29 protein-coding genes and 1 pseudogene are annotated in these 22,986 nt (G+C 62.1%); 20 read left to right on the top strand and 10 right to left on the bottom strand.

Features of this window, described 5'->3' with window-relative positions; translation table 11 throughout:
- The first annotated feature begins 101 nt into the window (after positions 1-101).
- The 3 genes from DC31_RS20410 (at position 102) to DC31_RS00480 (ending at position 1,943) form a co-directional block, all read left to right on the top strand.
- Positions 102-797, top strand: coding sequence for an MFS transporter (locus tag DC31_RS20410; protein ID WP_442921825.1), 696 nt, complete (start codon positions 102-104; stop codon positions 795-797).
- Positions 731-1,387 (top strand): MFS transporter, encoded by a 657-nt coding sequence (locus DC31_RS20405; RefSeq protein ID WP_442921824.1) that lies wholly within the window; start codon positions 731-733, stop codon positions 1,385-1,387. Before DC31_RS20410 ends, DC31_RS20405 begins: the two co-directional genes overlap by 67 nt.
- A 208-nt stretch (positions 1,388-1,595) precedes the next feature.
- A complete protein-coding gene (locus tag DC31_RS00480) occupies positions 1,596-1,943 on the top strand; it encodes a cupin domain-containing protein (protein WP_036275791.1) in 348 nt (115 codons plus the stop codon).
- A 93-nt stretch (positions 1,944-2,036) separates the two neighbouring features.
- Here the strand turns inward: DC31_RS00480 and DC31_RS00475 are convergent, their stop codons facing one another.
- The 5 genes from DC31_RS00475 to DC31_RS17340 form a co-directional block, all read right to left on the bottom strand.
- Positions 2,037-2,501 carry a MarR family winged helix-turn-helix transcriptional regulator gene (locus DC31_RS00475; RefSeq protein ID WP_235201245.1) on the bottom strand — a complete coding sequence of 155 codons (465 nt, stop codon included), beginning with the start codon at positions 2,499-2,501 and terminating at the stop codon, positions 2,037-2,039.
- A gap of 64 nt (positions 2,502-2,565) precedes the next feature.
- Positions 2,566-3,021 (bottom strand): MarR family winged helix-turn-helix transcriptional regulator, encoded by a 456-nt coding sequence (locus tag DC31_RS00470; RefSeq protein WP_036275788.1) that lies wholly within the window; start codon positions 3,019-3,021, stop codon positions 2,566-2,568.
- Position 3,022: 1 nt separating this feature from the next.
- Entirely contained in the window at positions 3,023-4,681 is a 1,659-nt protein-coding gene (locus DC31_RS00465) for a DHA2 family efflux MFS transporter permease subunit (protein ID WP_081813665.1), read from the bottom strand.
- Between the two features lie 201 nt (positions 4,682-4,882).
- Entirely contained in the window at positions 4,883-6,478 is a 1,596-nt protein-coding gene (locus DC31_RS00460; protein WP_036275786.1) for an isocitrate lyase, read from the bottom strand.
- Between the two features lie 129 nt (positions 6,479-6,607).
- Positions 6,608-7,789 (bottom strand): carboxylate-amine ligase, encoded by a 1,182-nt coding sequence (locus DC31_RS17340; protein WP_152545296.1) that lies wholly within the window; start codon positions 7,787-7,789, stop codon positions 6,608-6,610.
- Between the two features lie 679 nt (positions 7,790-8,468).
- Between DC31_RS17340 and DC31_RS00450 the strand changes: the two genes are divergently transcribed.
- From DC31_RS00450 to DC31_RS00440, 3 genes are all read left to right on the top strand, one after another.
- On the top strand, positions 8,469-8,951 hold the full coding sequence (locus tag DC31_RS00450; protein ID WP_036275782.1) for a pyridoxamine 5'-phosphate oxidase family protein: 483 nt from the start codon (positions 8,469-8,471) through the stop codon (positions 8,949-8,951).
- Between the two features lie 83 nt (positions 8,952-9,034).
- Entirely contained in the window at positions 9,035-9,382 is a 348-nt protein-coding gene (locus DC31_RS00445) for a hypothetical protein (protein WP_036275781.1), read from the top strand.
- Between the two features lie 4 nt (positions 9,383-9,386).
- Positions 9,387-10,193, top strand: a complete 807-nt coding sequence (locus tag DC31_RS00440) for a nitroreductase family protein (RefSeq protein ID WP_036275778.1) — start codon at positions 9,387-9,389, stop codon at positions 10,191-10,193.
- On the opposite strand, the gene DC31_RS00435 is transcribed toward DC31_RS00440, so the two are convergent.
- Complete coding sequence (locus tag DC31_RS00435; RefSeq protein ID WP_036275777.1) at positions 10,194-11,708, bottom strand: FAD-dependent oxidoreductase; 1,515 nt, start codon at positions 11,706-11,708, stop codon at positions 10,194-10,196.
- Between the two features lie 204 nt (positions 11,709-11,912).
- On the opposite strand from DC31_RS00435, the gene DC31_RS00430 reads away from it, so the two are divergent.
- Positions 11,913-12,962 carry an iron-containing redox enzyme family protein gene (locus tag DC31_RS00430; RefSeq protein WP_442921830.1) on the top strand — a complete coding sequence of 350 codons (1,050 nt, stop codon included), beginning with the start codon at positions 11,913-11,915 and terminating at the stop codon, positions 12,960-12,962.
- Positions 12,959-13,159 (top strand): CDGSH iron-sulfur domain-containing protein, encoded by a 201-nt coding sequence (locus DC31_RS00425; protein WP_036275771.1) that lies wholly within the window; start codon positions 12,959-12,961, stop codon positions 13,157-13,159. Before DC31_RS00430 ends, DC31_RS00425 begins: the two co-directional genes overlap by 4 nt.
- 125 nt (positions 13,160-13,284) lie before the next feature.
- Here DC31_RS00425 and DC31_RS00420 read toward each other — a convergent pair whose 3' ends face one another.
- Entirely contained in the window at positions 13,285-13,554 is a 270-nt protein-coding gene (locus tag DC31_RS00420; RefSeq protein WP_036275766.1) for a DUF7218 family protein, read from the bottom strand.
- A gap of 216 nt (positions 13,555-13,770) precedes the next feature.
- On the opposite strand from DC31_RS00420, the gene DC31_RS00415 reads away from it, so the two are divergent.
- From DC31_RS00415 to DC31_RS00405, 3 genes are all read left to right on the top strand, one after another.
- On the top strand, positions 13,771-14,313 hold the full coding sequence (locus tag DC31_RS00415; protein WP_051606265.1) for a GNAT family N-acetyltransferase: 543 nt from the start codon (positions 13,771-13,773) through the stop codon (positions 14,311-14,313).
- Between the two features lie 32 nt (positions 14,314-14,345).
- A complete protein-coding gene (locus tag DC31_RS18330; protein WP_160173185.1) occupies positions 14,346-14,519 on the top strand; it encodes a hypothetical protein in 174 nt (57 codons plus the stop codon).
- Between the two features lie 128 nt (positions 14,520-14,647).
- Positions 14,648-15,325: a DUF6766 family protein gene (locus tag DC31_RS00405; RefSeq protein ID WP_036275761.1), complete on the top strand. Its 678-nt coding sequence runs from the start codon at positions 14,648-14,650 to the stop codon at positions 15,323-15,325.
- Positions 15,326-15,374: 49 nt separating this feature from the next.
- Here the strand turns inward: DC31_RS00405 and DC31_RS20400 are convergent, their stop codons facing one another.
- Positions 15,375-15,761, bottom strand: coding sequence for a hypothetical protein (locus DC31_RS20400; protein ID WP_442921832.1), 387 nt, complete (start codon positions 15,759-15,761; stop codon positions 15,375-15,377).
- Positions 15,762-15,906: 145 nt separating this feature from the next.
- On the opposite strand from DC31_RS20400, the gene DC31_RS18325 reads away from it, so the two are divergent.
- The 5 genes and pseudogenes from DC31_RS18325 to DC31_RS00380 all read left to right on the top strand — a co-directional run bounded on the left by DC31_RS18325 (position 15,907) and on the right by DC31_RS00380 (position 18,643).
- Positions 15,907-16,059, top strand: a complete 153-nt coding sequence (locus tag DC31_RS18325; protein WP_160173184.1) for a hypothetical protein — start codon at positions 15,907-15,909, stop codon at positions 16,057-16,059.
- A gap of 545 nt (positions 16,060-16,604) precedes the next feature.
- A pseudogene (locus DC31_RS17335) lies at positions 16,605-16,832 on the top strand (alcohol dehydrogenase catalytic domain-containing protein); the annotation flags it as partial.
- A 35-nt stretch (positions 16,833-16,867) separates the two neighbouring features.
- Entirely contained in the window at positions 16,868-17,020 is a 153-nt protein-coding gene (locus DC31_RS20395; RefSeq protein WP_442921829.1) for a DUF7882 family protein, read from the top strand.
- Positions 17,021-17,129: 109 nt separating this feature from the next.
- Entirely contained in the window at positions 17,130-17,651 is a 522-nt protein-coding gene (locus DC31_RS17940) for a hypothetical protein (RefSeq protein ID WP_235201244.1), read from the top strand.
- Positions 17,648-18,643, top strand: a complete 996-nt coding sequence (locus DC31_RS00380) for a cation diffusion facilitator family transporter (protein WP_036275755.1) — start codon at positions 17,648-17,650, stop codon at positions 18,641-18,643. The genes DC31_RS17940 and DC31_RS00380 overlap by 4 nt, the downstream gene beginning before the upstream one ends.
- Positions 18,644-19,103: 460 nt before the next feature.
- On the opposite strand, the gene DC31_RS00375 is transcribed toward DC31_RS00380, so the two are convergent.
- Positions 19,104-20,105: an IS481 family transposase gene (locus tag DC31_RS00375; protein WP_081813647.1), complete on the bottom strand. Its 1,002-nt coding sequence runs from the start codon at positions 20,103-20,105 to the stop codon at positions 19,104-19,106.
- Positions 20,106-20,215: 110 nt separating this feature from the next.
- Here DC31_RS00375 and DC31_RS00370 point away from each other — a divergent pair, with 110 nt between their 5' ends.
- A complete protein-coding gene (locus DC31_RS00370; protein WP_036275749.1) occupies positions 20,216-20,455 on the top strand; it encodes a hypothetical protein in 240 nt (79 codons plus the stop codon).
- 44 nt (positions 20,456-20,499) lie between these two features.
- Here the strand turns inward: DC31_RS00370 and nrdH are convergent, their stop codons facing one another.
- Positions 20,500-20,727, bottom strand: a complete 228-nt coding sequence (gene nrdH, locus DC31_RS00365; RefSeq protein WP_235201243.1) for a glutaredoxin-like protein NrdH — start codon at positions 20,725-20,727, stop codon at positions 20,500-20,502.
- A gap of 324 nt (positions 20,728-21,051) precedes the next feature.
- Here nrdH and DC31_RS00360 point away from each other — a divergent pair, with 324 nt between their 5' ends.
- From DC31_RS00360 to DC31_RS20390, 3 genes are read left to right on the top strand one after another with little or no spacing between them, the layout of a single operon-like run.
- The gene (locus DC31_RS00360; RefSeq protein ID WP_235201242.1) at positions 21,052-22,143 is read left to right on the top strand and encodes a tyrosine-type recombinase/integrase; all 1,092 of its coding nucleotides are present in this window, start codon (positions 21,052-21,054) and stop codon (positions 22,141-22,143) included.
- Entirely contained in the window at positions 22,140-22,463 is a 324-nt protein-coding gene (locus DC31_RS00355) for a helix-turn-helix domain-containing protein (RefSeq protein ID WP_036275737.1), read from the top strand. The genes DC31_RS00360 and DC31_RS00355 overlap by 4 nt, the downstream gene beginning before the upstream one ends.
- Positions 22,460-22,873 (top strand): DNA repair protein RecO C-terminal domain-containing protein, encoded by a 414-nt coding sequence (locus DC31_RS20390; RefSeq protein WP_081813646.1) that lies wholly within the window; start codon positions 22,460-22,462, stop codon positions 22,871-22,873. Before DC31_RS00355 ends, DC31_RS20390 begins: the two co-directional genes overlap by 4 nt.
- Positions 22,874-22,986 lie beyond the last annotated feature (113 nt).

Raw genomic sequence — 22,986 nt, 5'->3', positions numbered from 1 at the left:
CTTTCGCCGTCTGAAGCGGGGCAGGAGACCCGCCTGTCGCCAGGCTAGCCCCTTGGATGGGTGCGCGTCGATGGGGAGTCGCAGAGCGTAGTCTCATCATCGTGCCAGCCTTCTCTTCCCTTCAGCGACTCGTCATCACAATCGCCGTGCTGGCCTCGTTTGTCACGTTCCTCGACGGCACGGTCGTCACCGTCGCTTTGCCCGCGATCAGTGAGGAACTCGGCGGCGGGATCACGACACAGCAGTGGGTGGTCGATGCCTACCTCATCACTCTCAGTGCCCTGATCCTGCTTGCCGGATCCCTGTCGGATGCATACGGTCGCGTCCGGATCATGCGCATCGGGCTCATCGCCTTCGGCATCGCATCGATCGCGGTAGCGGCCGCGCCAGAACCGATCACACTCATCATCGCTCGCGCGCTTCAGGGCGCTGCCGGAGCGTTACTCGTGCCCAGTTCGCTCGCCCTGATCATGGCGACAATGCGCGGCAAACTGCAGTCGCGTGCGATTGGTCTCTGGACAGCATTCACCACCGGCGCACAGCTTGCGGGCCCCCTTCTTGGCGGGCTGTTCGTCGACCTCCTTTCTTGGCGCTTTGTCTTTTTGATCAACGTCATCCCGATCGGCATCACCCTCTTCTTGCTTGCACGGCTGCAACTGCCGGAGCATCCGCGCGCTCCCGCGTCGACTGGTGGAGCGGGATGCTGTGCGCAGTCGGCCTCGGAGCAGTGGTGTTCGCACTCATCGAACAGCCGAACCTTGGCTGGGCCTCGCCCGCGATCTGGATGCCGGGCCTGATCGGCGTCGTACTATTCATCACGTTCCTCGTGCGTCAGCGGCACTCCACGGCGCCGCTGATGCCGCTGTCGCTGTTCCAATCGCGCAACTTCGCCTGGGGCAACCTCGCAACACTGTTCATTTACGCCGCACTCTCGTTGAACGGCTTCGTCATTGGCGTCTACCTGCAAGAGGGCGCCGGTCTCAGCGCGACAGCTGCCGGGCTCGCGAGTCTTCCGATCACGATCCTCATGATCCTGCTCAGCTCGCGCGCAGGCTCCTGGGCGGGGCGTCTCGGTCCACGGCTGTTCATGACGATCGGGCCGCTGCTGATGGCCGCGGGCGCGCTGCTTCTACTGACGGTGTCGAACGAATTCAGCTACTGGTGGCAGGTGCTGCCGGCCATGATCGTGCTGGGTCTGGGGCTCGCTCTCACGGTTGCACCGCTGACCTCAGCCGTGCTCGGTGCGATCGACGAGAGCCGTTCTGGCATCGCATCCGCCGTCAACAACGCGATCTCCCGCGTCGCCGGCCTCATCGTCTCGCCATGCTGTCGACAATCGTCGGAGGCACGCTCGATCTCGACGGCTTCCACAGTGCGGCACTGGTGACGGCGGCATTAATGGCGTTGGGCGGGGTCGTTTCGTTTGTCGGGATCAGGAAGGCAGCCGCACTGCCGCAATAGCCATTAGCGGCATCCTGGACAGAGAGCTACTGGCCTTCAGCCGAAGCATTCGACGCGGCGTTCTCTTCGAAGTAACAGAATCTGAGTAACAGAAGCCGGTGCGCAATGCACCGTCAAGGCGTAGGCTCCGGGACATGGTCACCGAAGACCCCGTGGTCACGAATCCGGAGCACTACCGCACGCTTTTCGAGAACGACTACGTTCGCGTGCTCGAATACACCGACGAGCCCGGTGAGAGCACGACTGCACATGTGCACCCGAACAGCGTGATGATCACTCTCACGGACTTCCAACGACGGCTCAGTGTCGGAGGTCACGAACGGGAAGTCAGCCTCGCCGCGAATCAGGCGATGTGGGTTCCTGCGCAGCGACATGCGGGTGCGAACATCGGACAGACACCCACGCACACGATCTTCGTCGAGCTGAAGGGACCTTCGGCGGGCGACGTTTCGGACGCTACTCTCGGGCCCGTCGCGGCGTGACCCACGCGGGCGCCGCCCGAATGTGCGGAGCGCCTGAACCATGCTGACCGCCGTATCGTCTGGGTGGTCACTCTCCGAGCGCGCCGAGCAGCTTCACGAAATGGTCAAGATCAGCTGCCGACCAGCTGCGCAGACGTTCGCCGATGCGGCCTCGTACTTAGCGCGAGCGGTCGCTACACGTTCCTGCGCGAGATCTGTAGCAACCAAGACGCGAGCGCGCCGGTCGTCGGGGTCGGGGACGCTCTCGACGAGACCGAGCTCTTCCAGCTGGCGCACATGGCGACTCACGGCCGATTTGTCGGTCTGCAGGCGTTCGATGATCGCGCTCGCTGAGGTCGCCTTGCCGGTCGCGATCGACGTCAGCACCTGATACCCAAGCGGCTGCAGATCAGGGTGTACGGTCACGGCGGCCTCGCGCCAGCTCACACGAATCCGTGCGAAGAGCCGGCCAAGCTCTTGTTCGACCCTGGTGACGGCCTGGTCAAGTTCAATACTTTCCGTCATGCCCTCAGCATCGCCGGGTAGCGAGGTCACGTGGTCAGACGACGAGGCACTCATATTCGCCAGTGTACGGCGATGCTCAGCCGCTCGAATCGGTGGCGGAGCTGCTCTCGGTCGCTCATCAGACTTCTGCGAGCAGGCGGAACACCTTTGATGCTGCCTTTACTTCGTTCGGCGTCAGCCCCGTGAGTGCGGTTCGCAACCGATCGGCGTGATCGCCTCTCAGCGCGGCAAGGGAAACGCATGCCGCGGGTGTTGCCGTGAGAACCCGCTGGCGCCCGTCTTGATCGTCGGGACGGGATTCGATAAGGCCGAGGTCTTCCAGCATCCGCACCTGTCGGCTCACGAGCGACTTGTCGATCTCGAAGCGCTCAGCGAGTTGATGCGCGTTCGCAGTGCCCACCCGGGCAATGAAGACGAGCAACTTGTAGCCGGATGGCTGCAGCTCAGGATTGATCTGCGCTGCAGCCTCCTTCCACACTGCACGAGCCCGGACGAAGATCAGGTTCAGATGACCCTGAAACTCCGACAGCGTATCTTCGATGTCGACCGAGACGGCAGGCTCCGCGATAGCCATATCAGCGCCCGGACTCGGCAGCCGAGAGTCGAATAGTCCCGGTCGAAGCGGATGACCCGACCTCTGCTTCGGCGAGCTCGATGGCCGATTCCTCCGCCTGCTCGCGCAGCAACTCTGCAGAGGTCTTCGTCGACAGCGGCTTGTTCTTGATGAACGCGATCGCGATGATGCCCAGCACGGCGAGGGGGATCGCGATCATGAAGGCATCCGCAATACCGTGCCCGTAGGCAGCTTCTACGACGGTTCGGATCGTGTCTGGCAGATCTGACACCTTCGGCACATCGCCCGAGGCGAGGTTCTGCAGAGCACTGATCTCATCCGGTGTAGTCGGGGTGAAGACACTGAGAGCATCGGTCATGTAGGTTCCGACGCTGGTCGCCAGCAGCGAACCCATGACGGTGACGCCGATGGTGCCGGCGATCGTGCGGAAGAAGTTGACGTTAGATGATGCGGCACCGAGCTGCGACGGCGGCGTGTCGTTCTGCACGATCAGTGTGAGATTCTGCATGACCATGCCGAGGCCAGCGCCGAGCACGAACATGTAGACCGCGACGAACGGGAATGGTGTGTCGTAGCGCAACGTGGACATCAGGCTGACGCCCACGAGCGTGAGCACAGAGCCCGTGACCATCCAGCCCTTCCACTTGCCGAACCGACTCACCAACTGGCCGATGATGATTGAGGCACCCATCTGGCCGATGATCATCGGGATTGTCATGAGACCCGACTCGGTAGGTGTGGCACCGCGCGCGAGCTGGAAGTACTGCGCGAGGAACACCGACGTGGCGAACATCGAGACGCCGATGGCGATCGATGCGACTACCGACAGGGTGAAGGTGCGGTTACGGAACAGCGACATCGGCACGATCGGCTCTTTCACGAAGAACTCGACGGTGATGAATGCTGCGATCGCGACTCCTGCCGTGATAGCGAGCGTAATGCTCGTTGAGGAATCCCAGTCGAACTGGTTGCCACCCATCGAAACCCAGATCAGCAAAGTCGAGACGCCGACGGCGAGAAGCACGATTCCGAAGTAGTCGATGGAGACCTTCGCCTTCGCGGGCTTCGGCAGGTGCAGCGTGAACTGCAGAAGAAGAAGTGCTGCGATGGCAAACGGAACGCCCACGAAGAAGTTGGCGCGCCAGCCCAGCGTGTCAGTGATGACTCCACCCAGCAGCGGTCCACCGATCGTCGCGAGAGCCATAATTCCGCCGACGACACCCATGTACTTGCCACGTTCACGCGGCGAGATGATGAGGGCAACAGCAATCATGACGAGAGACATGAGACCGCCGACGCCGACGCCCTGGATGACACGCACGGCAATGAGCATGTTCGTGTCGGTCGAAAAGCCGGCAATGACGGTGCCCGCGGTAAAGATGATGAGCGAAAGCTGGACGAGGATCTTACGGTCGACCAGGTCGGCCAGCTTGCCCCAGATGGGAGTGGTGATCGCGGTCGCGAGCAGGCTTGCAGTGATGACCCAGGTGTATTGGGATTGCGTTCCGCCGAGGTCGGAGATGATGACCGGCAATGATGTCGAAACGATGGTTCCGGAAAGAACGGCGACGAACATGCCGACGATGAGGCCGGAGATCGCGGTGAAGACTTCGCGTGCTGAGCGCTTGGCCTCAGCTGCGGGTGGGGCGGTGGATGTCAAAGTGAAGTGCTCCTGCGTTAGGTAGTTGATCTGGAACAACTATACGCATTTAGTTGCTTCAGCGCAACTATCGCACAAGGTCAACTACTTCTCTTATCGTGCTCCGCGATGCTGACAAGTTACCCAGCAAGAACACCCGCGATAATCCAGAAGGGGCCCCGACGATGCCGGAACCCCTTCGCATTTTCTTGTTGATCGAACCTAGCTGAACTGGTTCATCGTGTTGTCCTTGCCGCCAGCCTTGAGGGCTGAGTCACCGGCGAAGTATTCCTTGTGGTTGTCGCCGATGTCGCTGCCAGCCATGTTCTGGTGCCGAACGGTGGCAATCCCCTCGCGGATCTCGCGCCGCTGCACGCCCTTGACGTAAGCGAGCATGCCTTCCTCGGCGAAGTAGCCCTTGGCCAAGTCATCCGTCGAGAGCGCCGCCGTGTGGTAGGTCGGCAGGGTGATGAGGTGGTGGAAGATACCGGCGCGTGCCGACCCGTCACGCTGGAACGTGCGGATCATCTCGTCGGCCACCTGCGCGAGCTCTGTCTCGTCGTAGTCGACGCTCATGAGCGTCTTGCGGTCGTATGCCGAAACGTCCTTACCCTGCTCCAGGAACAGGTCGTATGCCTGCTGGCGGAAGTTGAGGGTCCAGTTGAACGAAGGGCTGTTGTTGTAGACGAGTTTCGCGTTCGGGATGACCTCGCGCACCTTGTCCATCATTCCGGCGATCTGCTCGACGTGCGGCTTCTCGGTCTCGATCCAGAGCAAGTCGGCTCCGTTCTGCAGCGACGTGATGCTGTCAAGGACGCAGCGCTCCTCACCCGTTCCGGCACGGAACTGGAACAGGTTGCTGGCAAGACGCTTCGGGCGCAGCAACTTGCCGTCACGCTTGATGATGACGTCGCCGTTGCCGAGCTCACCCTCGGTGATCTCTTCAACATCGAGGAACGAGTTGTACTGGTCGCCGAGGTCGCCAGGCGTGTTCGTGACCGCGAGCTTCTGGGTGAGGCCTGCGCCAAGCGAGTCGGTGCGGGCGACGATCACGCCGTTGTCGACACCGAGCTCGAGGAACGCGTAGCGAACGGCGGTGAGCTTGGCGATGAAGTCCTCGTGCGGAACGGTGACCTTGCCATCCTGGTGACCGCACTGCTTCTCATCAGAGACCTGGTTTTCGATCTGGATGGCGCAAGCGCCCGCCTCGATCATCTTCTTCGCGAGGAGATAAGTGGCCTCCGGGTTACCAAAGCCAGCGTCAATGTCGGCGATGATCGGCACGACGTGGGTCTCGAAGTTATCGATCTGCCCCTGGAGGAACTCCACCGCGGTGTCGTCGCCCGCAGCCCGTGCATCGTCGAGTTGCGTGAAAAGGAGGTCGAGCTCACGGGCATCTGCCTGACGCAGGAATGTGTAGAGCTCCTGGATGAGAGCCGGCACCGATGTCTTCTCGTGCATCGACTGGTCAGGCAGCGGACCGAACTCAGAGCGAAGCGCGGCGACCATCCAGCCCGACAGGTAGAGGTAGCGCTTGTTGGTACTCTTGAGGTGCTTCTTGATCGAGATCATCTTCTGCTGACCGATGAAACCGTGCCAGACACCGAGCGACTGCGTGTACACCGACGAGTCAGCGTCGTACTCGCCCATGTCGCGGCGCATGATGTCGGCCGTGTACTGGGCGATCTCGAGCCCGGTCTTGAAGCGGTTCTGTGCCCGCATTCGAGCTACCGACTCAGGGTTGATGGCATCCCAGCTGGACCCGACTTCATCCTTCAGTGTCCGGATGGCTTCGATGTCGTCTTGGTAGGCGGTCATGATTTTCCTTTGCTGTAGTGGCGGCCAGCTCAGAAGAAGCGGCAACTGGAGGCGTTACATCCACTCTTAGGCAAGAAGAGAAGGTTCTCTTGCCAATCGCTAGGAGAAAATTACCGGTTATTCTGTTCTTCAGAATTCAACCGTTGTGCCACGTCCTATAAGAGCGCGAAGGCCAGCGAAACCATGTCGAGATCTGGCATCTCGTTGCCTGTCAGCGCCGGTTCCTGATTCGCGAACGAAAGCGGCTCGCTCCTCGACGAAAGCATCGTCTTGGTGTGCAGTGAGGCTGTTGGCGAGCGTGCTGAGCAACCGTTCCGCAATGGCCCACGCGTCTATGACATCTCCTGTAATCGGATCTACCAAGTGAGAGTGCATGCCTTTTCGGGCGGCCATCCACAGCGACGCGTCGATCTCTTCCGCGCCAAGCGGAACTGTCGAAGGCTGGTCAATGATTATGGCTCGTGTCAGAGCTGCGGCGAAGAGGGTGTCCTTCACTTGCAGCTGGGCATCGAACAGTCTTACCTCGACCGTGTTGTAGTTCTCCGACAAGCGCGCTGCCCATGAAATCGTGCCACGATCGACAGCGGCGTCCATCTGGACAAGGCGATCGATTCGATGCTGGTAATCCTCGAAGTCATGGAAAATTGGTGGACACCACATCGTCGCCAAACGGCGAAGTTGAATACTCCGCCAGCTCGCAAACCCGGAATCTTGCCTGCGCCAAAAAGGAGAGTTCGCCGTGAGTGCGAGTAGTACTGGAAGCCATGGCCTTACCGCATTCAGAGCTCGCACGCGATCTTCTGGATCACGCACCTCCGTGTGAACGTGTAACCCATTCACAAAATGCTCGCCGGTGAGACCCCCCATCAAGTTGGCTATCGTGTCGTAGCGGATGTCAGGCGTCACGGAGGAACTGCGTGCGGATCCGTAGGGTGTCCCCACGCAACCGGCGACCAGATTTATCTGTCTAGCGAAGTTGCCCAGATTGTTGCGGAAGCCAGCGAGCTCAGTCCCCGCCGAGAAGAGTGATTCCGAAGGTGACGTTGAAAACTCCATCTGGCAGTCGAGGAACTCGGGAGAAATCACTCCACCTACTGGTGAGCCTTCGAGAACCGATTGGGCCAAGTTATGCTTCAGCGCGCTCCGTATGGAACTCCCGTCCGGAATCGGCGCAAGTGCACGGTGGTCAAGAAGCATGAACTCTTCTTCGATACCGAATCTAACCATTCGAAGCTCCTGGCCGAACGGCGTGCGGTGGCGCAGGCGCAGGCGCAGGCGCAGGCGCAATGATTGCCGCATCCAGGTCAGCAAGGACTTCGTCCAAATTCCGGTATCTCGTCCGCGTCGGGCAGGGACTGCGCAACCACAAGACGTCGAGAGATCCCGTCGCGGTGCTGTCGATGTACGCGACAAGACGTGAAACGTCGGACTCGGCGCGCACGCGTTCGCAAATACGCCAAGCGCTACGCCCCAAGGGCAGAACTTCCCAGACGGATGCCGGTTTCGGCGCCTCCGGATTCGTCATGGTCATAGTGCCTTTCCTTCGCCGAGAGCGCGGTTCTTCGTCATTACACGGTGCGTCTCTTCGACATCCACGTGGTCTGCGACGGTCGTTAGCATTTTGATCACCCTCCTGGAGATGACTTTGCTCCAATCTGACTTCTGCATCAGGGGGGTTGACATTCCATATCTCTCCGCTCATGGTCTGCCGAAACGTCAACGTTCCAACGACGGAGAGAAGCGGGGTTGACACGCGCCTGTATTCATCGGACGGCCCCCGGCGTCATCTGGCAGTTGCACCGATGTCTCGTCGTGCCCAGGCGCAACACTCGGCCAGCCGTGATGGAGCACACCGAGATTTCGTTTTGTCAAGGCACTCGCACGACGGTGCCCAGATGAGTTAACTCGTTCTCAGCGACAACATGATATGCCGGGGAAGGAAGCCGGTGATCGACCGGCCTACACAAATCGGATACTGAAGGAGTACAGAATGAATGCCGAAGATCCTGTAAAGACACTGCTGGAGAAGGCCGAGAAGGCGGGTGTGTGCATGCTGACCACCGCTGCCCCTGACGGACGGATCGTCAGCCGGCCCATGGCCATCCAGGAGATCGAAGACGACCACTCCATCTGGTTTATCACTCGCGTCACCACGCCGAAGGTGGAAGAGGTGGCCGAAGGACGACCAGTCAACGTCACCGTCGCGGAGAAAGGCTTCTGGGCGTCCATCACGGGCACCGCAACCGTGATGCACGACGTCGAGCGCAAGAAGAGGTACTGGAGCAAAATCACCGAGGCATTTTTCGGCGAATCTCAACCTGAGGACTCGGATATCGTCCTATTGAAGGTAGACCCAGACACCGGCGAATATTGGGACTCTCCCGGCCTCCCCGCGACCGTGGTGGAAGTCGTAAAGGGCATGATCAGCGACGAACCGGCACGGCCTGGGGAGAGTAACACCGTCGAACTCTGACCCGTCGCGTTCGGCTCAGCCACGGGTCCTCGTAGATGACGTCACGCTGGAGAGCACGACACACTCGTATCAGGAGGAACACCATGAGCACTGCGACGGTGTTCATGGTGTTGGCAATGAGCTATGGCGCGAACTGCACTCTAGGGGCAGCCGTCGCGGTGAAGCTCGTCGACACCAGCGGCTTCAGGTGGTTGCATCATGCGCTGTACATCGCAACGTGTACGAGCACGGCGGTCGCCGTCAGCGCCGGATGCTGGGGCGGGCAGCAGGGCCGTCGAGCCGCGCTTGCCCTGGTCCCCGCGTCGGTGCCGCTCGCCCTGATCCCGTGGGCTGGCACTCGCGGCTCCCGGCATCCGCTCGTCGCACTTGCCGCCGCACCCTTCGTCGTCGCGGGCCTCATCTGCTCGCGGCAAATCGCAGACCGGAAGTGACTCCTTGGAACTGCTCGACGCGATCCGACGCCGAAAGACCACCAACGGGGCATTCCTCCCGGACCCGGTTTCTGCGGAGCACCAGCAGACCCTCTTGGAAGCGGCAGGGCGCGCCCCGTCCCAGTTGAACAGCCAGCCCTGGCGATTCGTCGTAGTCGAGAGCCCTGAGACGATCGATGAGATCGCCCGGATCTCTGGCGAGAGCATGACCGAGACGATGTCGAACGGTACGTTCTTCGAGCGGTACAAGCCATACTTCCGCTTCAGCCAGGCAGAAATGGATGAGAAGCGCAGCGGGATGCTTTTTGACAAACTGCCCGCGCCGCTTCGCCCTTTTACGAGTCAGGTCTTCACCAAACGCGGTCAGACGCTCATGAACGCGTTCGGCGTACCGAAGACTCTCGGCTCCGAGAATCGCAAGCTCGTCGCGGGCTCTCCGCTGCTACTGGGCGTGATGCTCGATCGCAGCGAGTACCGACCGGGGCAGCTGTCATCGTTCTACTCGGTCTTCAGCATGGGCGCTGCGATGGAGAATATCTGGCTCACCACGGTCGAGCTCGGCATGGGCATCCAGTTCGTCTCCTTTCCGATGGAGACCCCTGACCGCTGGGATGAGATCGTCCGCCTGCTGCATGTTCCCGACGGCCTCGAGCTGATGGCGGTGTACCGGCTGGGTTACCTGCCCACGGACCAGCGGCGACCGGCGATCGACTGGTCGAGCAGTCAGCGCAGAGTTATCTCTCAATATGTGTTTCGCGAGAACTGCGAGACGCCCCAACAGGGGTGGGATACGCCGCCCGCGCCGCGATGATCACTGTAGATTCTTCAGATCCCGCAGCGCAGGACCTTCGATGCGGGTGCCGTCGGGAGCGAAGCGTGAGGCATGCAGCGGACAGTCCCAGGTGCATTCGGCGTCGTTCCAATCGAGCACCCCACCGAGGTGGGTGCATACCGCGCTGACGCCGCGGGTGACCCCGCCGACAGTGGAGATGCCGACCGGACGCCCGGCCCTGTTGGCGACGACAGCGTCGCCTTCGCTCGGTCGAGCGACGGGGACTGCTCGGCTCTCAGCACCGGCCCATCCAGACGCGAGCTCAGCGGCGACGTGGCCGCTCTCGGCAGCCCCTCGTCCGATGTCGGAGGGCACCGTCAGTCGGGTGCCGATCGTGGTCATCCACTTCGGCCGAGCAGCCCGGCTGGTGCCAAGTATCTCTGCGGTCAGGCGCAGAGCGGCGGCAGGAGCGTTTGACAGACCCCACTTGGCGTAGCCGGTCGCGAAGCGGATGCGTCCCAGCCCTCGAGGCAGAGCACCGACGAACGGGATCAGATTGTGCGATTCGTAGTCTTGCGCTGACCAACGGTGGCTTTCCTCAGCTCCGGGAAAGTGCTTCTGAGTCCACGAGATGAGATCAACGATCGCCGCAGTCTCGCCGTCGGAGCGCCCGACCGGATGGCCATTACCGCCCACGATGAGCTGTGCTTCGCTACGCGGCCCATCGGCGTCCGATACAGGACGGATCGAGCGCGTCGGCTCGTCGACGGAGATGAACGTCTGCTCGACCACGTCGTCAGGTACCCGGAATGAAACGCAGTACGAGCGCAGCCCGCGAACCTTCGCGAAGTAGAGACCGCGGTCGATGATCGGCGTTCCGGTTGCGAGCACGATGTGCTTGGCGAACAGCGGCCCGGAGGGAGTGTCGACGCGCGGTTCGGGCAGCGCATGCGCGCCGGTCACGCGGATGCCGGTGTGCAACGTTCCGCCCGCCGCGAGCAGTGCTTCGGCCAGCGTGCGTGCGACGAGCACGGGGTCGATGGTCATCTGATCATCGAGCGCAACGGCGCTCGTAATCGGGAACGGAGCCATCGACAGCTCTGCGGCGGTGAGCATCCGTGTCGGCAGTCCCGCTTCCTGCGCCGCATCGTGTTGCGCTCGCACCGCGTCCAGGGCCTCGGGACTCTGAGCATAAGAATGGTCCGTGCGCCGGGTGTAAGGGACGCCGAACGCATCGGCGAATGTCGTCAGCCAGTCCATGCCGGCTCGGTTGGCGTCGACGTATGCGCGCACGAGCGAGGCGGGATGCTGTCGCCGAATTGCCGCCAATCGTTGGCCCTGAAGGAGCGAGACTTTACCGGTGTTCGCACCCGTTGCAAGCTCTGCTACTTCGCCGGCATCGACCACGGCGACGTCGAGTCCCCTATGCGTGAGCATCATGGCGGTGGCCAGGCCCGTGAGCCCCGCGCCGACGATGACCACATCATGGCGTGCTCCCGCGCTGAATGGTGAGCCCTCGGGAGTCGTACGGTCAGTCTTCCACAGCGGTGTCATGGAGCCAGTCAACGTCGCGAGTGCCTCTTCTCACATGCCCTTGACATTTCGTTCGAACAATTTGCCGGGCTGAGGGCTCCACCTGAGTTCCCACAAGACGCGTCCGACAGCGACTTACCTACCCGCTTAGTCAACTGTGGTCAAGGCCGTTCACGTACGAAGTCAACCACGGCAAACTTCTGGTTGACCAAGGAGTGAAGATAAATCGTGTCACAGCTCGCCAGTGCCCCAGAGGCCAACCGTCTCGCGTTCGGTGAGCGCGGGCCGCTCAGCAGTTGCGTGTTGCGTCGCCTTACCGGCTCATCGACAGATCGTGAGCACATTGAGTTGGCGCGTCTCGCGGTTGCCGAAACTACCGATGTCGTCTGGGATGACGACATTCAGCTCGCGCTGTTTGCGCTTTACGCCTCGGCCTACGGATCGATTGAGCAGTTCGTTCCATCTCTCGAGTGGGATGCGGAGCTGATCACGACTCGAGGAATCTTGGAAGAGCATTTTGAACGCACTCTTCGGGACAGGATCCCAGTGCCCGATCTGCCAGAGCCTGCGGTCGATGCCGTCTCGAGGTCGCTATTTGCGCTGACCGGATCTGACTCCGGACCCAGCCTGTCGCGATATCTCGCCAAGAAGGCGACAACCGAGCAGGCGAGGGAGTTCCTCGTGCAGCGCTCTCTGTATACCTTGCACGAAGCGGATCCCCACTCGTGGGCGATCCCCCGTCTGCACGGGCGCGCCAAAGCGGCGCTCGTTGAAATTCAGGCAGACGAATATGGCGGTGGTCGAGCCGATCGCGTTCACGCGACGATCTTCGCCGCGTCCATGCGCGGAGCGGGCCTGGACGACACATATGGTGCCTACATCGACGACGTTCCTGCAATTACTCTCGCCTCGCACAACATGATGTCGATGTTCGGGATCAACAGACGCCTCATCGGAGCGATCGTCGGGCACCTCGCCGCATTCGAGATGACATCCTCCGTACCCAACCGAATGTATGGCGACGGCTTTCGCCGACTCGGTTTCGGTGACGACGTAACGGACTACTTCGACGAACATGTTGAGGCAGATGCTGTGCATGAGCAGATCGCTGGCCGGGATCTCGCAGGCGCCCTCGCAGAGGACAGACCAGACCTGCTCGAAGACATCATGTTCGGCGCGGCCGCATGTCTGAGCGTAGACGGCTGGGCCGGGGCGCACATTCTCCACGCCTGGTCCAACGGCGAATCGTCCTTGCGGACAGGTGCAAGCTCATGAGCGAAGAGCGCGCAACGATCACTCCGTATCCGGATGGCCCGCTGATATTGCGCGGAGATGTTGATCTGCGCACTGTCGAGGGGGAACTCATCGGCCGCCGCCGCCGCACAATCGCGCTGTGCAGGTGCGGGCTGTCCGCAATCAAACCGTTCTGCGACGCAACGCACAAAGCGGCTGGTTTCCGCACGGAAGACTGACGTGCACTCGCCGACGGGTGCGTCCATGTCCTTTCTCCGTCACGGTGTGCTGCACCGTGATCGACGCGGGCTACTTCTCACCCTCCCGCAGCAGCGCCGGTCGACGATCTGTCCGCGTGCGCGAATCAATGATTGCGAAGCATCGAGATGAGTTCGGCCTTGCGCTTGCCCGAGTACCCCGTGATGCCGAGCTCCTTGGCCCTCTTACGCAGATGGCCGACCGTCCAGTCGTCGTAGTCCCCGGCTTCGCCACCGCGTCGGCCGACCACTTTGCGACCATCGCGTGCCGCGGCGTTCGAGATGCGCGCCGCCTTTTCCTTCGAGTCCCCGTCCCTGCGGAGCTCCTCGTAGAGTTCCGCATCCTTGAGACTGTTCGAGCCGCGTCGACCGGGCATGGGAGTCCTCCTTTGTCCAGTGACACACGCTACGCGTCGTTGCTACTTCATTCGAGGGGGTTGACACGGCGAGCACAATCGCCAGCACATCGCACGGTGGTCCAGCCCACGGGTGTCGCCGTCGATTGGATAGGTGTTTTGGTGCGCAGTGGGTGCACGATCACGACTGTTGTCAAGGGGGCGGGGTCGGGCCGATCTTCGCTGTAGCCTCCAGGAATGAGTGACCACATCGACCAGCTCTCGCCGGGGCTCTCGCTCTCTCACATCACGCCCCACGACGCGGGGGAGGTCCTGACCGTGCAGCGTGCCGCCTTCGTGTCGGAGGCGCTCATCTACGGCACCGTCGACATGCCTCCGCTGGTGCAGACGCTGGCCGAACTCGAAGCGGAGCTCGCAGGCTCAGACGGGTGGGTCGCACGCATCGACGGAAGACTGGTGGGTGCCCTCCGTGCTCGCACGAGCGGGGACGCGCTGCTGATCGGGCGAATCGCAATCGCACCGGACCAGCAGGGAAGCGGCATCGGTCACGCGTTGCTCGCGGCCGCCGAGAGCAACTCCTCCGCCCACTACGCAGAGCTTTTCACAGGTAGCCTCAGCGAGGCGAACATTCGTCTCTACGAGAGCTGCGGCTATGTCGAGACGGAGCGCGTGGACACGGGTGACGGAGTCGAAGAGGTCTACTTTCGCAAGCGCCTCACCGCGTCCGGCCTCGGTACAGAGGCAGCAACCCCACCTGTTTGTCAACCCCCGGACAGATGAGCGCGCGGTACGGCTGAATGAAGGTGTGCGAAATGCGTGCACCTTTTCGGAGCGGAGAGCTGATCATGGATGCGGACGAGCGAGGCCACAACACCCAGGGGACACCCGATGGGGATGTCGAGGCGGATACGGCATCGGGCGGAGCCCCCGACGAGCCTGACACGACGGACGAGAAGGGTCGCCCTGTCGAGAACCCCTCGGGCTGAACGGGGCCTTGCGATGATGAACGACAAGCGGGCGACGGCTGGCATGCGCGTCATGTTCTGGACGTGGATGGCGCTGATCGCCGGTGGCCTGGTCATCATGATCGTGCTGCCGCTGGCAGGTCGTTGACATGCGCCGGATGTGGAAGGACCACGGCCTCAGCCTGTTCTTCCTCGTCCTGTTCGTCGGGGCACTGATCGGGCAGTCACTGGTCGGTCACGCGAACAACAACGAGGAACTGCTGCGACATGGGCAGGCGGCAACATCTTACGTCGACTTCATCACGTCCTCCGCGTTCCTGGTGGATGTCGCGGAGAACTGGCAGTCCGAGTTCCTGCAGTTCTTCCTCTTCATCTTCGCGACGATCTGGCTGATCCAGAGGGGGTCGCCCGAATCGAAGAAGCCCGGAGACGAGGGAACCGGCACAGACGCGGAACAACTCGTCGGCGCCAGTGCGATTCCCGAGTCGCCCCGCTGGGCACGCGTGGGCGGCTGGCGTCAGAAGGTGTACTCGAACTCGCTGTTGTTGGTGATGGGCACGATCTTCGTGCTGTCCTGGTTCGCGCAGTCGCTGGGCGGTGTGGTCGTGGCGAACGAGGAAAATGCACAGCACGGCGTGGCGTCTGAGACTTGGATCGAGTACGTCGTGTCACCGGACTTCTGGAATCGCACGCTGCAGAACTGGCAGTCCGAGTTCTTAGCCGTCGGCGCGATGGTCGCGTTCGCTATCTACCTGCGTCAACGGGGTTCGAGCGAATCTAAGCCCGTAGGAGCGCCGCATCACGAGACGGACGTGGAAGCCGAGTAACACCCGACGTGTCCTGACGACGATCCCGTTATTGGTGTTCGCGGTCTGTCTACCTGGCCTCGGCCGCGTATCGAACGGCAAAGTTGCCAGACGGCTTCGGAGACACCAAGCTCAGCTGGCTGGCTGGGCGCGCTGCATGGATCAGGGTGCCGGGTAGGGGTGTTCCTTCAGCAGCGTCGCGAGGTGTACGGCGTTGCGTGCCGAGGATCGGACGCCCCGCGTCATCCGTCTCCGACAGTTCGGCATCCAGTCGTTCGAGAACCCGCTGCGCAATGCTGGACTTGTGCCCCATCCAGGTCGGTGAGCACAGCACGACGATGTCGGCTGCCAAGATCTGCTCTCGCAGCCCGGGCCATTGATCGCCATCTCCCATATCGGCGTCGACGCCGGGCTTCAGGTCGAAGTTGCAATCGGCGGCGAGCTCACACGCGCTCAAGCATGCGACTAACGCGAGCGGGCACCTCATTGGACGGCGTGATTCTCTCGCCGCGACCCCCGCGTGTCAATGGGGACGACCCTCAGGCCCGAGCCTGTGATCCTAAGCGGAGGAAACACCCAACTCGCACAGATAGGAGACAGAGATGTCAGATCCCCAGGCGTACCCGGACGAAGACGGTCAGATCGCAGCGGAAGGCGTGGATCCGGATCTTGTCTCAGACGAAAGTCGGCCCGAACCAGATGACACCAGTCCTGCTGAGGAAGACGAGGACGCGGACCTCCCAGACGTTCCGTAACACCGGAAGAGGCTCCCGGTCGGCTGCTCCGAGGAGCGACCTGCCAGGAGCCTCTTCTCCCTCGAGGCTACGCTCGCTGACCCGGGAAGGATAACGGTCGGGAAAGACGTGAAAAGAACTCCCGCCGGAGATCGCAATGTGACCGTCACGAGAAAGCTGACGTTGGAGTATCGGCGGGGCGACAAGGCCTGTAAGGACGAGACTCGGGATCAGTTCTTTGAGTTGAATTCCTGGTATCGCAGCCATGCCAGGAGTCGTTGGCGCAGGGGCTGGTGTTGAAGGGCGTGAAGCCGCGACTCGGCCGCCGATGTATGGGGAACCAGCAGATGAAGGAGTGGCGGTTCCGGTGGGCGGGTGCAGCGCACCCCGTGTCGACGGCCGCTGGCGCGCCATTGCAGGACCGAACCAGTGCCGTACTCAAAACGATTCACAGCGGAATCCTCGGCCGAGTGGTGAGCCCCCAAGCTGCGACTTATGACTTGTCAACCCGGTTGGAGTCTCCGCTATAACGCACGAAAGTCGCACGTGACGAGATGGGGTATGAAATGAAGGCACTCACCTGGCAAGGTAAACGGAAAGTCACTGTAGAGGAGGTGGACGACCCGAGCATTGAGCTTCCGACGGACGCGATCATCAAAGTGACCTCGTCGGCGATTTGCGGTTCTGACTTGCATCTATACGAGCTTCTGGGCCCGTTCATCGACCGTGGCGACATCCTCGGGCATGAACCCATGGGCACCGTGGTGGAGGTCGGAGCAAATGTCACGCAGCTGGTCACGCTGGCGGCGAACCAGTTGGGCGCTCCACGATCTGGTTACACCCGTCGATTCCCCTTCGGTTTACGTTCGATGACGCTGAGTCGCCGCAGCTCAACCAGCGATGGGTTGAAGGCCTGATGCACTCCGCAAACTCCACCGGCGGGATCACGCTCGTGGACGAGATACTCGAAGTCTCGGAGTAGTCGGCGAGCAGGAAGTCGCTGGTTGCGACATATCTGCTCATCCCTAGCCTGGTGTGAACCTCTCGTCAACCATCTCGCCTGGGACGAGAATGTCCAGCATGCTCTAGAGGTGAATCTCACGAATACGCCCGCGGGACTAGAACTTGCTGTGTCTTCCACGCCGATCAGCAGGGCTGTCGGCGTCCTCACATGTCTGGCATTTGTCGGCAGTCTGGTCGGGTGCGGCCTGTCCGTGCCGAGCGACCCTGACGGCACCCTTGCGACCGTCACAAGCGGGGAGTTGCGCGTGGGGGTCTCCCCTGATTCGGGACTCGTCGACGTTTCTAGCGCCGATCCAACAGGTCCGTTGGTGGATTTGGTCGATGAGTTCACGGAGACGATCGACGCGAACGCAGAGTGGACGGTCGGCAGTGAGGAGACACTGGTCGGGATGCTAGAGGCTGGCGACCTTGACCTTCTGGTTGGCGGGTTTACTGACCAGTCTCCATGGTCTGATCGCGCCGGCATCACACGCGGATACACGGCAATCGACGGCGCGGATGGGCGCAGCCTGGTGTTCCTCGTCCCGCTCGGTGAGAATGCGTTCCTCACGAAGTTGGAGACGTTCCTAGACGAAGAGGTTGGGCCGTGAGCGCGTATCACCAGTTCGGACGATCGACACTGCCGCCCGAGCAACAGAGAGCATTGAAGAAAGCGGTGCGATGGGAGTACCTCACCATCGCCTACACCGCCATCACGATCACTGTGGTTGCGCTCGTAGTCGGAAATTCCCAAGCGATGCGGACAGCGTGGATCGAGGACATGTTCTCTCTCATTCCCCAGATCGCATTCCTCATCGCGTTGATCTTCGTCCGACGGAAACCGAGCCTCCAACGCCCATACGGGATGCACCGGGCAATGGGCGTCGGGCATCTCGTCGCCGGTGTTGCGCTTCTCGCGGTCGGGCTCAATCTCGCCTTCGAGGCTATCTCCGGCCTCGTCGCGGCTGAGCACCCCACTATTGGCACAACTAATCTCTTCGGCCACACGATCTGGCTCGGATGGCTGATGGTCGCGGTGATGGCCATCATCGTCGTCGGGCCTTTCATCTATGGGCGCGCGAAGTCGAAGCTCGCCCCAATACTGCACAACAAGCTGCTCTATGCGGACGCAGACATGGCCAAGGCTGACTGGCAGACGAACGCCGCATCCATCATCGGGGTACTCGGCGTCGGTATTGGCCTGTGGTGGCTCGACGGCGTCGCCGCGCTCTTCATCTCACTCGGCATCATCTGGGATGGTCTCCGCAACGCGAAGAGCGCCGTGGTGGACCTCATGGACCAACGCGCCCGCACCTACGATGACAAACGCCCTCATCCGCTCGCCCTCGACATCGTCGAACATCTCCGCGCACAGCCGTGGATCGCCGACGCCGCGGTGCGGATGCGTGATCAAGGGCAGGTTTTTCACGTCGAAGCCTTCATCGTGCCTCGCAAACACCGGGTCTCGATCCATCAGATCAATGATGTCTCCGAGAGCCTCTCCGCCCTGGATTGGAAGGTCCAGGATGTCGTCGTCATTCCGTCCGAAAGACTCCCCGACGAAGCCGACACCGCGCGGTCCCGAGGAACCGAGGAGACCTAGCAGCCACCGCGACGGCCTCGCCCGACATCAGGGGTTCCGTCAATGGAAGGGGCATCGCGATGGCGCTCCGACCGCCTGGACGCGACCGCCGGAGAAAGGTTTGGTGGGGAGGCGGCGGCGATTCACCCCGAGCCCACTGTCCAGGATGGTCACGCGCTGGTCGCTCAGCGCCGCGACGGCGGCCGCGAGGCCCGCGATTCGATCACCTGAGCGAGTTCTGTACCAATGATGGGAGACTTCGATCCCTGGGACTTATGCCCGGCATACCCGGATCAGTTTCCGGAGCCACCGAGATCCGATCGACTCCAATGACCTCTGTGGTCAGATCCCGCGACAGCGCAGACCCGTGAGTCGGACCCGATCCAGGTACACACAGTGATGCACACAAGATTTCGGTCACTGACAATGTGCGCGCAAACGTTAGCGAGGAGTACCTCGAGGGAGGCTAGCCATCCACCGCCTAGCTGTACTTCCCCGTGAGGTTGTGAACGCGTTCTGAGGGGGTCTTGCCGCCGATGCCGGTGTGGGGTCTGTGGTGATTGTAGTGATGGAGCCAGGTCTCGTAGGCGGCGGCTCGCTCGGATTCGCTGGCGTAGGGTCTCGCATATGCCCACTCGACGGCGAGGGTCCGGTTGAATCGCTCGACTTTCCCGTTGGTCTGCGGCCGATACGGTCTGGTCCACTTGTGCTTGATGGTTTCGCCGAGCGCGGCAGCGAACGCGTGGGATCGGTAGCAGGCGCCGTTGTCGGTCATCACCGCGGTCACGGTCACGCCGAGGCTGGCGAAGAACGCGTTCGCACGAGTCCAGAACCCGGCCGCGGTCTCCTTGCGCTCGTCGTCGAGGATCTCCGAGTACGCGACACGTGAGTTGTCGTCCACGGCATGGTGCAGGTATCGGTAGCCGCGGGATTCTGCCCCGCCGGCACGGGTGGCTTTGCCGCGGACGACGCCGGCAGCGCGGTCCTGGGCGGATCCGCGGCCGTGGACCCGCCATCCCCCGCCGTCGGGGATGCGGCCCTGCTTCTTGATGTCCACGTGCACCAGCTGGCCCGGTGAAGCGACCTCATATCGTTTCGGTGTCGACTTACGCACCGGCAGCCCGGTGGCCTGATCGACGTGAGTCAGCTTCGGCATGCCATATCGGGCCAGCACACGCCCGACCGTCGAGCGATGCAACCCCAGGTGATACGCGATCCGGTGCGGGCCCCACCGGCGCGTGAGCCGCAACGCGACGATGCGCCGCTCGGTCTTGCGTGGCAGCTGGCTCGGTGACCTCCGCGGCCTCGAGCTGCGGTCCGTCAGCGGCAGCCCAGCCCGACACCGATCCACCCACCGTTTCGCTGTCGCCGGCGAGCACTGAAACCGTTCCGCAGCGCGGCGAAGCGACCATCCATCCTGAGTTATCAACAGGGCAAGGCGCCGGCGCCCCTCAGGAGTCAACGGAGCATTAGCGTGTGTCATGGAGACCTCCGGTTTAGAGATGCGAGTGTGGTAACCCACATCCTTGCCGGAGGTCTTCCCTATGTCACGCGTTCACAACCTCCCGAGGAACTACAGCTAGGCGGTGGAACATGCCGGCCTACAAGGTCACCTGGACTCAGACGGTGATCGCCACAGCGACGATTGACGTCGAACTCGACGAGCTCGCCCATTGGGCCATTCGAGCCGGCATTGTGCGCGCAGGTGGCAAAAAGTCTCCGCTGGCCCCTGACCCTCGTGCGCTGCAACAATCTCTCGAACGGAATCCGCATCTACGCGATGCGCTCCTGCGGCTCTACAGCACCAGCACTCCAAGCCCAGACACAAAATGAGGGGCGCCCCCATCCGGGGCGTCCCTCATTTCTTCATCGGTCACTCAGCCCAGCCGGGCAGCGAGCTCGTCGATCTTGTCTGGCCGGAAACCGGACCAGTGATTTTGGTCTGTGACGACAACCGGAGCCTGCAGATACCCGAGTGACTTCACGCGCTCGAGCGCAGCGGGATCTTCCGACAGATCGAGCACTTCGTAGTCGATGCCCTTCGAGTCCAGCGCGCGGTAGGTGGCACCGCATTGAACGCACGAAGGCTTCGTGTACACAAGCAAGCACTGTTGCATTAGGTGCCACACCCGCGGTCGCGTTTCCCTGCCTGCCATCCTTGCGGTCCCGCGACGGGCCGAGAGGGGTTGAAACGCACCGCAGAGGCGTCGGTCGCGCGCCTTCCCGATCGGGAACACATCTACGCGGCGGACTCCGCAGGCGCTCGCTGTTCATTTTCCCTGGTGAATAGACAAAATGATCGCTCTCGCGATCATGCACTTCTCGTAGCGGATTATGGCAAGACAACTCGCAATCCGATGCGCCTAGTGGCAGTGTGATACTTTCAGTGTCGTGATTGTTGCTTCTAATGCATCTAGCAGGAATCGCTCGTGACTGGTCGTCCTACAGCGATTGCGCCGGTTTCGCTGCTCGACCCAGCCCGGACGACTTTTCAAGACATGCTGCAGGGCTTCGCGGTGTCGATGAGATCACGAGGCCTGGCCGCGTCCACGATTGAGGTGCGTGAGTGGGGCGTGCGACGGTTCCAGAACTTTGCTGGCGAGTATCCGTGGACGTGGAAGCCGCAGGACATCGAGGACTACACCTCGTCGCTGTTGTCGGGGCGACGCCCTCTGGCGCACTCGACGATCCGCGGATATCAGCACGCGATCAAGAGCTTCTGCGGTTATCTGTCCAACCCGGCTTATGACTGGCACGAGATCTGCCTCGAGCGATTCGGGGAAGTTCCTACGCAGATCTGTCACCCCTGGAACACGTTCGCGCATCTCGCTGAGTTTGAGGCTCGGCCGACCCGTCGCCCATTCGGATACGACGAGCTGGAAGCGTTCTTTGCTCACGCCGATCAGCTCGCGCACGACTTGCTCGACAGCCGGAAGAAGGGCGCCCTTCCGGCACTACGCGACGCACAGTTCTTCAAGACCGTTTACGCGTTCGGGTTGCGCCGGCGAGAAGCGGTGATGGTCGACCTGAACGACCTGCGGCCCAACCCGTTCATGCCCGACTGGGGTCCGTATGGCAAGGTGCAGGTCCGCTACGGGAAGGCGATGAAGGGGTCACCTCCACGGCGACGCACGGTCCTGGCCTGCCCGGAGTTCGCGTGGGCGACCGAGGGGCTCAAGCACTGGGTCGAGGTTGTCAGACCACGTCTGGATCCCGGCAATCATGCCGCGCTCTGGTTGAGCGAACGCCACGACCGGATGACAACCCGGAACGTGGACGTGCGGTTCGCGAAGATCCGTACTGGCGCCGGCCTTGACCCCGCGCTGACGCTGCACAGCTTGCGGCATTCCTACGTCACGCACCTGATCGAATTCGGCTACGCGGAACGGTTCGTTCAAGAGCAAGTCGGACATCACCACTCATCGACCACCGCGATCTACACGTCCGTAAGCGATGACTACAAGAACCGGATCTTCCAGGAAGCCCTGACTCGCGTGCTCGGAAAGGAAGCGATCGCATGACCCGCAAACTCGAATGGCACCTCCGCCGCAGGCTGGCCGAGCAGGGCCTCTACAAGACCACTGAGCTCGTCCCGCTGCTCGCGGAGCGCGGGGTCTCGCTCTCTCGTGAGCAGGTCTATCGCCTGGTGACGTCCCCGCCGCAGCGTCTGAACATGGAGGTTCTCGACGCGCTCTGCGAGATCCTCGCCTGCACACCGAATGACCTGATCACGTTCGAGGAAGTCGCGGTCAAGCAGGTCAAGACAGCCGGCGGCGTGGTGACAGGCATCGGGTCGCTGCGCCCCGTCCCGGCGCAGATCAAGCGCCCCGGCAAGGAGTGACGGGCAGGACCAGCCGCGCGCTCTCTGCCTCCCTCGACTCCCTGCTCGCCCAGGGCGACCCGTGGGTGACGATTGGTGAGCGGGCGCTCATTGAGTTGCTCGTCGAGCTTGCACCGACCGGGCAAGGGATGGCGCATCTAGCAAGGTATCTCCGGACCACGACAGCCCGCGTCGCTGACGATGCCGACCCGCAGATGCCACGACAGGTCCAAGTCCTCCTCCGAACGATCCGCGGGCTCGGCTACAACATCGAGCTGCCCCGATGCGCGCGCTGCGGCGAAGAGAAGCTCCTCGTCCAAACGCTCCATGACGGCGTCCGAGCGTGCGCGACTGCGCGAAGGAGACCTACACGCGACGTTGCGACGAATGCAGTCAGGTCCGGCCGATCAGCATCAGTCGTGGCGGGGTGAGCTTCTGCAACACCTGCTGGCGGCGACAGGACGACGCGAGGAAGCCGTGCGTGGCATGCGGCAACGTTCGACTCGTTCACACCCGCACCGACGCTGGACCGCTTTGCCCGGAA

The organism is Microbacterium sp. CH12i (genome assembly GCF_000685355.1).
Classification (GTDB): domain Bacteria; phylum Actinomycetota; class Actinomycetes; order Actinomycetales; family Microbacteriaceae; genus Microbacterium.
Note: the sequence above shows the minus strand (reverse complement) of the source record. Positions and strands in the feature narration are given on the sequence as shown.